The organism is Paenibacillus artemisiicola (assembly GCF_017652985.1).
Lineage (GTDB): Bacteria > Bacillota > Bacilli > Paenibacillales > Paenibacillaceae > Paenibacillus_Z > Paenibacillus_Z artemisiicola.
Genome location: NZ_JAGGDJ010000006.1, coordinates 151323 through 162442, shown reverse-complemented (window position 1 = coordinate 162442; position 11120 = coordinate 151323). Strand labels below are relative to the sequence as shown.

General features: G+C 61.8%; 9 protein-coding genes. 2 read left to right on the top strand and 7 right to left on the bottom strand.

Going from position 1 to position 11120, the window contains the following annotated elements; all coding sequences use genetic code 11:
* Positions 1-48 precede the first annotated feature (48 nt).
* Complete coding sequence (gene rpsD / locus I8J29_RS12335) at positions 49-648, top strand: 30S ribosomal protein S4 (RefSeq protein WP_090635757.1); 600 nt, start codon at positions 49-51, stop codon at positions 646-648.
* A 128-nt stretch (positions 649-776) separates the two neighbouring features.
* Here rpsD and I8J29_RS12330 read toward each other — a convergent pair whose 3' ends face one another.
* Entirely contained in the window at positions 777-1880 is a 1104-nt protein-coding gene (locus I8J29_RS12330) for a glycoside hydrolase family 172 protein (protein ID WP_208847902.1), read from the bottom strand.
* Between the two features lie 119 nt (positions 1881-1999).
* Here I8J29_RS12330 and I8J29_RS12325 point away from each other — a divergent pair, with 119 nt between their 5' ends.
* Entirely contained in the window at positions 2000-2875 is an 876-nt protein-coding gene (locus tag I8J29_RS12325) for an AraC family transcriptional regulator (protein ID WP_208847901.1), read from the top strand.
* A 164-nt stretch (positions 2876-3039) separates the two neighbouring features.
* Here I8J29_RS12325 and I8J29_RS12320 read toward each other — a convergent pair whose 3' ends face one another.
* The 6 genes from I8J29_RS12320 to I8J29_RS12295 form a co-directional block, all read right to left on the bottom strand.
* Complete coding sequence (locus tag I8J29_RS12320; RefSeq protein ID WP_208847900.1) at positions 3040-4056, bottom strand: LacI family DNA-binding transcriptional regulator; 1017 nt, start codon at positions 4054-4056, stop codon at positions 3040-3042.
* Between the two features lie 227 nt (positions 4057-4283).
* Complete coding sequence (locus I8J29_RS12315; protein ID WP_208847899.1) at positions 4284-6527, bottom strand: DUF6259 domain-containing protein; 2244 nt, start codon at positions 6525-6527, stop codon at positions 4284-4286.
* Positions 6528-6555: 28 nt separating this feature from the next.
* Complete coding sequence (locus I8J29_RS12310; RefSeq protein ID WP_208847898.1) at positions 6556-7380, bottom strand: carbohydrate ABC transporter permease; 825 nt, start codon at positions 7378-7380, stop codon at positions 6556-6558.
* 28 nt (positions 7381-7408) lie between these two features.
* The gene (locus I8J29_RS12305; RefSeq protein ID WP_208847897.1) at positions 7409-8296 is read right to left on the bottom strand and encodes a carbohydrate ABC transporter permease; all 888 of its coding nucleotides are present in this window, start codon (positions 8294-8296) and stop codon (positions 7409-7411) included.
* A gap of 93 nt (positions 8297-8389) precedes the next feature.
* Complete coding sequence (locus tag I8J29_RS12300) at positions 8390-9871, bottom strand: ABC transporter substrate-binding protein (RefSeq protein WP_208847896.1); 1482 nt, start codon at positions 9869-9871, stop codon at positions 8390-8392.
* A 90-nt stretch (positions 9872-9961) separates the two neighbouring features.
* Positions 9962-11092: a DUF4185 domain-containing protein gene (locus I8J29_RS12295; protein WP_240546123.1), complete on the bottom strand. Its 1131-nt coding sequence runs from the start codon at positions 11090-11092 to the stop codon at positions 9962-9964.
* Positions 11093-11120: the final 28 nt, after the last annotated feature.

Here is an 11120-nt window from a genome sequence, read left to right as displayed (position 1 = left end):
AAACACCCATTTTCAAACATTCCATTTGAAGAAGGAGTTTTACGACACATGTCAAGATATACAGGCCCTAAATTCAAACTCTCCCGCCGCCTCGGCATCTCCCTGAGCGGTACGGGCAAAGAACTGAAGCGCGCATTCCCTCCGGGTCAACACGGTCCTAACCAACGCAAAAAAATGAGCGGCTACGGCATTCAGCTGCAAGAAAAGCAAAAACTGCGCCATATGTACGGCGTAAACGAAAAGCAATTCCGCAACCTGTTCGACAAAGCGTCGAAAATGAAAGGCATCTCCGGCGAAAACTTCATGACGCTGCTTGAAAGCCGTCTGGACAACCTCGTATACCGTCTCGGTTTCGCGAACTCCCGCGCAGGCGCGCGTCAGCTCGTATCCCACGGTCACGTGACGGTCAACGGCAAGAAAGTCGACATCGCTTCGTACACGGTTTCGGTCGGCGACGTTATCGGTCTGCGCGAGCGCAGCCGCGCCCTGAAATCAATCAAAGAAGCGGTGGAAGGCCGTAACTTCCTGCCGAATTACCTGGAATTCAACGACGCTGCCGTCGAAGGCAAATACGTTCGTCTTCCGGAGCGCGCGGAACTTCCGCAAGAGATCGACGAGAAGCAAATCGTCGAGTTCTACAGCCGTTAATAAGCAAGAGGTCCAAAGCGAATGCTTTGGACCTCTTTTTTTTTGCCTTCTTGTTCAACGGGACCTATAGGTCCGCCTCCAGAGGCACGTTCAGAATGTCACCCTGGCCCGAGTGCGTGCGCCCGCGCTTAGCGCGGCCATCTCCGGTTGGCCGGCGGCAGCGCCGGGAACGGCGCGTGCGGCTCCATTTGGTACCAATACGCGACCGACGCCACGTCGTCCGAGCGTTCGAACAGCTGCGCATGGTCGTGGCCGATTTGCTGGATCGTGACGCGCAGATCGCGCTCGAACCGGATCGGATCGGGCAGATGCCAGCGGTACATGCCGTGCATCGGCACGTCGTGGCCGTACCAGGCGTCGATCTCGGTCGTTTCCTTATAGAATTGATAGCCCAAATACGGCGTGGAGTAGGATTCCGGCTCGTTCGTCTTCATGTTGTTGAAGCACCAGGCGCCTCCTACGTAGTCTTCGACGCCGGTGCCGCAGATGGTCGGCCATTCGTCGTCGCCGTCCATGTAGAATTTGATCTCGCCCTCGCCCCACCAGTTCCGCTCGAGCGCCGCCCAGGCCAGGTACGTGCCGATGTATTGGCCTTCGCCCTTGACGTTATCGAGGATCGTGTAATCCTTGCCGCGCTCGGTGACGGCTTCCCGCCGCCATTGCGCGTGGAAATACGCCGTATTCTCGGGCAGCTCGTCCACGAGCGTATAGTTGAACGCGTAGAAGAACCCGCCGATGTCGACCGCATGCTGGTTGACGATCGTGATTTTGGCGGACTTCCGGAACGGCATCGGAATGTAGCAGTTCATGCCGCCGGTAGGCACGACGCAGATCGGCAGCGAGCTCACGTTCGTGCGCACCCCGAAGCCGTTGCAGAAGAAGTCGCCGAGCGGCACGTCGACCGACGGCTCCGTCTCGTCGTCCCAGTACATGCGCAGGACGAGATCGCGCAGCACGAATTGGCCCGCATGTCCCTTGCCCGTCTTGTCCGTCACCGTGATCCAGAAATGCTGGATGATGCCGGTGCCCTGCACCTCGGCGAGCGTGACCTCGTCGCCCTGCTTCAGCGTAATGGCCGGCCGGCCTTTGCGGCCCGTTCCCAAATGGTTCGCTTCTTTGCCGCCTTGCCCTTTTTCGCCGTTCGGATTTTCCGCCGTAATCGACCGCGTGCGCGCTTTCGTGACAAGCGGCGCGGAGGACAGCCCTAATCCCAGTCCGTATTGTTGCAGCATTGACCGATCACCTCGTGTATCAATTATTGTGCATTTCCGAATCTATTATATAATGATAAACGAAGAGATTCGTTAGCGGTTATTGTTGAATACTTTATCTATTATTGCGGGGTGTCGTCATGGAAATCGAGAAGCTCTCCCCTTATGTCCGCGTCGCGATCGACAGCATCCTCGATCCGTCGTGGACGCTGGAGGAACGGGTGATCTGGGATTACGAGCTGCTCTACCTGATGGAGGGCGAGCTGCTGGTTACGGTGGAAGACGAGGTGCTGCACGGGCAAGCCGGGGATTTCTTCTTCTTCAAGCCGGGGCAGCGGCATGCCATTCGCATCGTGGGGGAGTCGCGCATTCGCCAGCCCCACATCCATTTCGACCTGACCGAACGGCCCGACAGCCGGGAAGTCGGCGTCTCCTTCAAGCCGCTCGCGCAAATGAACGCGAAGGAACGGGGCTGGTTTCGGGAGAACGAGCTGAACGATCGGCTTTATTTTATTCCGACGCGATTCCGTCCCGCCGACCCGCTGCCGCTGGAGAAGAGTTTGTTCGAAGTCATCCGGGAATTCGCCGCCAAACCGCCCTTCTACGAGCTGCGGTTGAAAAGCGCCATGCTGGCCATCCTGGCCCACATCATGCGCGAGCATTACTGGGGGAGCGCGATGAAGAGCGGCGGTCAGCTGGAGCGCTTGTCGGAGGTGCGCGCCTACCTCGACGACAACGCGCATCGCGGCGTGCAGCTGGACGAGCTCGCGGAGCGGTTCCACGTCAGCAAGTTTCATTTGATCCACCTGTTCAAGAAAGGGTTTCAGATGACCCCGATCCAATACCACCAGAAGATCCGGATCGAGAAGGCGAAGACGATGATCCAATATACGTACCTGTCCATCCAGGAAATCGCGGACCAGCTCGGCTATTCGACGATCCATGCGTTCAGCCGTGCGTTCAAGGCGAACGCCGGCTGCAGTCCGTCCGGCTACCGGGACGCGACGTCCGGTTGAGGCCCGGGCCATCCGCGAACGTATCCCCGCCGCTGTCCAAGCACGAACAAAGGGAGCTTCGCGAAAGCCATTCGGCCTTACGCAAAGCTCCCTTTTTCCTTCTCCGGCCGCATGCGCCTTCTTCCATCCGGTCTAGCGGCACCGCGGCGCCATCCCGCTCCCGCTCATCCCGGCCGGATGCTGGAATGCCGGACGACGAGCCGCGGCTGGATCCGGATCTCCCCTTCCTCCCGCGGCTTGCCGAGGAGACGGTCCATGAGCACCTGCGCCGCTCGCCGGCCAATCTCCTCCTGATTGAGCGAGACGGACGTCAGCTTCGGGTACACCCGCGAGGCGATGTCGAGATTGTCCATGCCGACGATCGCGATATCCTCGGGGATGCGAAGGGACGCTTCCTCGCACGCCTTCATCACCCCGATCGCCATCAGGTCGTTGGCCGCCACGATCGCTTCCGGCAGCTCGGCGCGCTGAAGCCACGCCTTGGCGGTCTCGTACCCGCCGTTCTCCGTGTAGTCGGACTCGGCGACGTAGTCCATGCGCACCGGCAGCCCGGCCAGCTCCAAGGCGTCGCGGAAACCGCAAAACCGCTGATAGCCCGTCTGTTCGGCATTGCTCCCGCCGATATAGCCGATGCGCGCTACGCCCTGCGCGATGAGATGCTCGGCGCCGAGTTTAATGCCCAGATACGTATCGGCATAGACGTAATCGAACCGGTCGGCGCCTTCGGGCGAGACGTATTTGTTCGTCAGCACGACCGGCGACTGCAGGGCGTTGATCGCGCCGATGTTGTCTTCCATGAAGTTGAAGGACACCATGATCATGCCGTCGGCGACTTTCTCCTTCAAGTTCTGAATGGCGCGCAGCTCTTCCTTCAGGCTGTGCTTCGTATAGATGAGGATGAGCAGGTAGCCGTGCTCTTCCAGCACTTGATTGATTCCGTTGATCATATCGAAATAGAACGGATTGCAAATATCGGGCACGGCGAAAATGATCTTCTTCGTCAGCCGCATTTTCAGCGTCTGCGCCGCGCTGTCCGGCGCGTAATTCAATTCTTTGGCGACGGCCAGGATTTTCGTTTTCGTTTTTTGACCGCAATAGCCTCTACCGGACAGCGCACGTGATACGGTAGAGGGAGAGACGCCGACCCGCTCCGCGATATGGTAAATGGTATTGTTGTCCATCGTAATGAAGTGTCCTCCGTGGCCATTGTCAAGTAACCGAATATGAAAAAACGATTAAGCTCACAGTATCATCTAATCTATCATTAGGCAAACAAATCCTGCCCGCGTCTCGGCCGTCCTTCCCGGCCGATGCGAAAGCGGCCTCCGAAGAGCCGCGCCCCTCGGAAGCCGCCGATTCACGCCTTCCTGCCTTCATGACGACATCGGACGGCGGGACGGCGCGCCCGCTACGAGAGCTCGATCATCGCGGCGCACCTGGCCGGAATCTTGAACTCCGCATCGCCCGCATCGCCGATATCGAGCCGAACGCCTCCCGCTTGCGCCGGCGCGCCGAACAACCGGACCTCGACCGAGGCGCCGATGTCCAGATCCAAACCGAGCGAGCCGGCATCGATTCGGGTACGCACGGTCTGCTCCTCGCCCGTGGCGTTGGCGAAGAACAAGGCGGCGCTTCCGTCCTTGTGCGCCCAAGCGGCGTGAACGACCGCCTCGACCTCCAGCGTGCCGGCGTCGTTGTACTCCGGCGACTCCTTGCCGTGATTGTAATGGAACCAATCCAGCCGGACGCGCGCGCATTCGTACGCCAGCGGCCGCAGCATCCGGCCGTATGCCCAATACTTGTTGGCTTCGCCGACGCGCAATTTCGCATAAGCCCCGAGGTATGCCGCGCGCGACGGCGAGAACGCGTAGCCCCGCGGCTCGAACGGATAGTAATGCTCCTCCGGCGCGTTCTCCCGGCCGTCCAGCGCTTCCATCGGGCTGTACTCGTAATTCAGCTCGTACAGTCCGCCCCACAGATAGGTCCGCGCCACCGTGAAGTAGAACAGCTCGCCGATCTCCTCCGTCAGCTTGCCCCAGCCGTCCATCCGCAGAATGCCGTATTCATGGTAGACGTACGCGAACATCGGCGCGAGCTCCGCTTCGCCGGTCTTGAGCAGCTCGCGGAGCGGCCACAGCTCGAGCGGCGCCGCCGGCTGCCCGCCTGCCCGCGCCTGGTAATAGTCGATGAGGCCGAGCATCGTTTCGTTCATCATTTCCGTCCCCATCGGCACGTACCGCCCGGCCGCTTCGCGCATGGCCCGCTTCGTGTCGGCGTAATTGCGCCGGTACGCCTCCTCGATGAGCCGGCCCGCGCCGACCGGATGGCCGTGGGAATCATCCATGCATATCTTGAGGATATTGTTGGCCGAAATATCGTAGTAGATCGCGTCGACGTCGTTCGCCCGCTGCAGCTCCGCGTCCCGGCGGACGTGAAACTCGTGCGCGTACGGATGCGCGGGACAGAGGAACGGAAACCGGTACGCGTCGATGCTCTTCTTCGCGTCCGGGAACTTCTGGGCCGCCGCGCGGCCGAGTTCGCCGTCCGCGCCTTCGAAACGGTACAGATAATCGAATTCGAACGGCGCGAACTTATCGCCGAACGCCTTCATGCAGGCAAGGTTCGCTTCGTTGAACCGCGTCGGGAACCAATCGTCGAAGCCGCCGGGCACCCCCTTGTAGAACGTCTGCGGCGCGTTCGTCCAATCCGGGCCGAGCACGTGAAAAATCGGCGTACCGAGCGCGTCGCGGTAGGCGCGCAGCCAGGCCGTCCGGTCCGAGCCGGCGTTGATGCCGAACGTCGCGGCGCCCATGTCCTTGAAGAGCCAATCGCCGCCGTCCCCCGCCGGCCGGTCGGCCAGCTTGCCCGCGGCGCACCAGGCTTGCGCGTGCGCCCAGCCCTTGTACCGGTCCGCGGCTTCCTCCCAGCCCTCCCCGGCGAGCAGCGCGACCCGCGCCGCATAAGGCGGGGCGATCCCTTTGCCCGGCCCCATGTCCTCGCAGCCGTGGATGAAGGACGCCTCGAGCAAGCCGCCGGCGCCCTTGAAGAAGTTGAGCCATTTGGGCCGGCCGTCCCCGTCGTCCGCGGCGAAGTACAAACCGCCCCGATTCTCGCCGTAATAGGCGAAAAACTGCATCGACGCGCCGGAGAAGCTTTCCGGGTACGGCATGTAGCGCAGTCCGGGGCCGTCCGCGGCGAAATTCGCCATCGGATTGCGCACCTTCACGCCCGTCGCGAACGGATGGGCGACGATGTCGTCCGCGCCGCCCTCGGTGAGGGTGCCGATGCCCGGAAGCACCGGGTATTCCAGGCTGAGCAGCCGCTCGCCCGAACCGTTGTCCGCGGCGCAGCGGAAGACGAGCTCGCCTTCGCCGGGCGCCAGGAGGATCTCGGCCCGCACCGCGACGCCGTCCTCCGTCGTCCACGCCAGCTTCGCTTGCTGCGCGCCCGCCTCGGTCTGCGCCAGCTCCCATGCGAACGACGCGAACGCTCCGTCGGCCCCTCCGTCCCGTTCGAGCCGGAACGGCACGGCCCCTTCCGCGCCGCCGTCCGCGATGAACGCCAGGTCCCGCTTCTTGTCCCGCAAGCCGCGGACCGTTCCGTTGGCCTCGCCGAGCTCGAGCCGGACCTGGTCGTTTTCAAGCACGATCATGCGCATGCGCCTCCTTGTTCGGCGGCCTTCACTTGAGGCCGGATATTTTGACGCCCGCGATGATGTACTTCTGGAAGATCAGGAACAGCACGATGGTCGGAATCGCCGACAGCGCGGAGCCGGCCATCAGCATGCCGAGCTCCGTCGAGCGCTCGGAGCGGAACGTCGCCAGGTACTGCATGATTTGGAACAGATGCGGGTTCGTGATCGTCATGGTCGGCCAGACGAAGGAGTTCCAATAGCCGAGATAGGCGCCGATGCCGACGATGACGAACACGGGGTACGACATCGGCACGAAAATGCTCGTGAAGATCCGCATCCGGTCCGCGCCGTCGATCAGCGCCGCTTCCTCCAGCGCGAGCGGGATGTTCAAGTAAAACTGCCGGATGAAAAACATCGAGCCGGCCGAGGCCACCCCAGGCAGCACGAGCACCGCGAAGGTGTCCAGCATGCCCAGCTTGTTGACGACGATGAACGAAGTCAGCAGAATCGCCATGCTCGGAATGAACATCGTCGAGATGACGTACAGCCATAGAAACGTTTTGAACCGGAACTCCAGCCGCGCGAACACGTAGGCCGCCGCCGCGTTCACCGCAAGGCAGAGCACCGCGAACAGCAGCGCGCCGCCGAAGGTGGTCAGCATCGCTTCCCGGAACGCCGCATCCTTCACGATATCGGCGTAGTTGACGCCGAGCCAGTGCGTGGGCAAAAACCGGAACGGCGTCGCCAGCACCTCGGTCTTCTCCTTGAAGCCGGCGAGAATGACCCAGACGAGCGGAAACAGCGCGAGCAGCGTGCAAATCAGCGCGATGACCGTCAACGTCGCCTTCGCGGCGGTTTGCTTCGTTTTCATAGTCCGTATCCTCCTTTCCGCCCGGCCGTTAGCCGTCGATCGCTTTGTCGGAATTGAGCACCTTGAAGATGATGGCCGAAATGCTGCCCAGCACGACGAACAGGAGCAGCGACGCCGCGATGGAGTTGCCGACCATCACGTCGTTCCGGAAATGAGTCAGAATGTACAGGTTGGGCGTCATCGTGGAATCGAGCGGCCCGCCGTTCGTCATGATGAGCGACAGCTCGTACTGGGAGATATTCGCCGTGAAGCCAGTGACCGTTAGGAACAGGAAAATATTTTTGAGCAGCGGAATCGTAATGTAGCGCATCTTCTGCCACGCGCCGGCCCCCTCGAGATCGGACGCCTCGTAATAGCTCTCCGGGATGTCCAGCAGGCCGGCGAGCATGATCAGCGTCGTCAGCCCGAACCCGAGCCAGACGGCCGGCACGGCGATGCTCGGCAGCGCGGTGCCGACTTCCGCGAGCCACGCCTTCGGCTCGGCGCCGAACAGGCCCAGCACGTAGTTGGCGAGACCGCCCAGATAATCGTATATGAAAACGAAGATGACGGAGGCGACGATGCCGGATATGACGGTCGGGATATAGATCGAGGTCTTGACGAAGCCCGACATTTTGCTGCCCATGCCTTTAATGACGTTCGCGAACAGGAAGGACACGACGAGCGTGGCCGGCGTGACCATGAGCGCGAATTTGAGGCCGGTCCAGACGGACTTCAGAAACCGGTCGTCCGACAGGACGAACGAGAAGTTGTCGACGCCGACGAACTTGGACGGCTGATAGAAGCTCCAGTTGAAGAAGCTGACGCGGACGGAATAGAAGAACGGAATGACGACGAAGACGGTCAGCAGCACGAGAATGGGCGTAAGCAGCAAATACGCGGTTTTGTTGTCGTGCCGGACATTTTTTTTGAACATGGCTTCACTCACCACCGTGGGTTCGGAATCGGAACGAACGCCCGTTGACGGGGGGTTGAACCCGCCGCGTCCCCGGGCGTCTTCCGGCTGTCGCTACTGCTGCGCTTGCTTCGGATTCGTGCCGGCGAGCTTCGATTTCGCGATGAAGTCGTTGATGTCCTTATCCGCCTTCTCCAGCGCCTTCTCCGTATCCGTGCCTTTCATGGCCGATTCGATCGCCGTCGAGACCGCGAGGCTGACGTCGTACGGGTAGATCGGCTCCGCCTTCGCGAACGGAATGACTTTCTCGGCGATCAAGGCGCGCCACGGATCCTGCGAAGCGGCCGGGTCGGCCTTCATCGCTTCGTCGACGGATTTGCGCGGCGAGAACTTGGAGAATTGCGCCGTCTTGAAGAAGTCGATCATGATGTTCGGGTCGCCCGCCAGCAGATAGCCGATGAACGTTGCCGCCTGCTGCGCGTGCTTCGACTTGCCGTCGACGACGAGCGACCAGCCGCCGAGCGTGGCCGTCGTGGCCGACGGATCGCCGTCCTTGGAAGGCATCGGCGCGACGCCGACTTTATCGAGCAGCGTCTTGTAGTCGTTGCGCAGCTGGCCGATGCCCCACGAGCCGTTGACCTGCTGCGCCAGCTTGCCTTGGCCGAACGGCGCCATGTCCGTATAGCCGGCGAGCGGCTGCTTCGGCATGATGCCCGACTTGTACGCGTTGGCGTAGAAGTCGACGACCGCGCGGTAGCCGTCGTTCAGCACGTCGGCCTTCGACCAGTCGTCCGTCAGCGCCAAATGGCCGGCCGCTCCGTACTGCAGTCCCCACGAGGACCAGCCGATGTCGCCCGCGTTGCCGCCGGTGCCGAGTCCGAAGATGCCCTTCTCCGTCAGCTTCTTGCCGTTCGCGAGCAGTTCGTCCCACGTCGCCGGCGGCTTCTCCGGATCGAGGCCGGCCTTCTCGTACAGATCCTTTCGGTAGTAGAGCACCGCGGACGGCTCGACGAGCATCGGGTAGGCATAGAATTTGCCCTGGGCCGAGACGAAATCCTTGATGTTGTCGTACACGTCGTCGAACTTGCCGCCGTCGATGAGCCCGTCGAGCGGCTGAATCTGCGCCAACTTCGCGGAGTTGGCGATGCTGCCGTAGTTCATCGTATACAAGTCCGGCGCTTTCCCGGCCGCCTGCGCCGCTTTCATCTTCTGCGCCCAGGCGTCGCCCGGGACGATTTGGATCTTCACTTCGACGGCGTCCTGCGATTTGTTGAATTCGGCGACCCATTTTTTGAACCAGTCGTTCGTCGTGTTCTCGAATTGGTTCGCCCAGAACTCGATCGTCGTTTTCTCCGCCGGTGCCGCGTTGCCGCCGTCGTTCGTCCCGCCCGCGTCCGCCGCGCCGCTGCCGTCCGCGGCGCCGTTTGCCCCGTTGCCGCCCGATGCGTTGCCGTTCGCCGCATTGCCCCCGTTCGCCGCGTTGCCGTTCGAGCCGTTGCCGCCGCCCGAACCGCCGCAAGCCGTCAGCGCGAGCGAGGATGCGAGCATGAGCGATAGCAGCGCCGTGCCGTAGTGAATTCCCTTCTTTGGCTGCATGAAAGAAGCCTCCCTTTTTTGTCGACATGCTATTTAAACGCCGGTGGCGCTTAAACCGGATGGATGATGATCGTCAACCTGAATCCGCTTTCATTTTTGCAAGTCGGCTTTGAACCAGAAGACGTTGTACGGGTTCCACAGGGACAGCGTGAAATAGATCGTTTTGCCGCCGTCCGCCGTATAGCGGTCGTTCATGAACGGGGCGTAGAGACCCGGCTGCTCCGAGGCTGTCACGAGATCGATCGCGTCACCCCAAGGCCCCCACGGCGCCAGTCCCTCCCGCATGACCACGCCCTCGCCTTCCTTAAGGTACGTCATCAGCCAGCGTTCGAGGTAGGGATTCCAGACGACGGACAGCTCGCCGACCGTGTCGTCGACCACCGTCTTCGCCTTGGCGGCCGCCTCGCTCCAGACCGGCGCTCCCTTCTCGTCGCTGCCCGCGTAATAGCGGTACGCATCGGGCTTCTCGATGTCCGCTTCGGGGACCTTCATCAGCTGAACGCCGCCGAACCGGCCCGAGGGGATGCCCCAGAAATAAATCTCCGCGGCGTTATCGTCCGCTGCCACGCGATACGGGCTGATCTGAATGAAATTGCTGTCGCCCGGCCATTTCAAGCCATCCAGCAGCGTCCAGGTTTTGCCCTCGTCCGCCGACTTGGCGACGCCGGCGAAATTGGCGTCCCACTTGCCGGGATCGCCCCAATGGTTGACCGACATGTAGTACAGGTACATCGCGCCGTTCGCCGACAGCCCGTGCGTCGGAATCGTCGTCATCTCGTCGTAATCGGTCTTCTTGGACGGCACCAGCTCCTTGGCGAGGCCGGTGTCGTCCGCGATCATGCCGTCCAGCGCAATGCCGTCCGCGGGATCGCCGTCCGTCGTATACCCGATCGTGTTGGAGCGCCAGAAGCTGCCGCCCCCGCCGATCTGATCCGGATCGCGTTCGCCGAACGTATCGCCGAATACGAAATACGTCCGGTCGCCGACGTTGAACATCGAGCCGAGGTCCGTGCCGAAGACGCCGAACCGCTCCGTCTTGTTCGGCGACTCCGCGCCCGTGAGCTGCGAGATCTGCTTCACGCCCGACACGCCTTTCAGCAGAAACGATTTCCCTTCGCCGTCCAGCATCGGATTCGATTTCCCGCCGTCCGCGCAGCCCGCCGCCACGAGCAGCAGCGCGGCGGCCGCGGCGGTTATGGCTATACCGCTCTTCGGTTTCAATGCGGCACCGTCCTTTCGAGGCTATAAA

Bases quoted from the DNA above. Each gene is read 5' to 3' on its own strand.
- I8J29_RS12300 (WP_208847896.1), bottom strand. From the start codon at position 9,871: ATGCAGCCAAAGAAGGGAATTCACTACGGCACGGCGCTGCTATCGCTC.
- I8J29_RS12310 (WP_208847898.1), bottom strand. From the start codon at position 7,380: ATGAAAACGAAGCAAACCGCCGCGAAGGCGACGTTGACGGTCATCGCG.
- I8J29_RS12320 (WP_208847900.1), bottom strand. From the start codon at position 4,056: ATGGACAACAATACCATTTACCATATCGCGGAGCGGGTCGGCGTCTCT.
- I8J29_RS12305 (WP_208847897.1), bottom strand. From the start codon at position 8,296: ATGTTCAAAAAAAATGTCCGGCACGACAACAAAACCGCGTATTTGCTG.
- I8J29_RS12325 (WP_208847901.1), top strand. From the start codon at position 2,000: ATGGAAATCGAGAAGCTCTCCCCTTATGTCCGCGTCGCGATCGACAGC.
- I8J29_RS12330 (WP_208847902.1), bottom strand. From the start codon at position 1,880: ATGCTGCAACAATACGGACTGGGATTAGGGCTGTCCTCCGCGCCGCTT.
- rpsD (WP_090635757.1), top strand. From the start codon at position 49: ATGTCAAGATATACAGGCCCTAAATTCAAACTCTCCCGCCGCCTCGGC.
- I8J29_RS12315 (WP_208847899.1), bottom strand. From the start codon at position 6,527: ATGATCGTGCTTGAAAACGACCAGGTCCGGCTCGAGCTCGGCGAGGCC.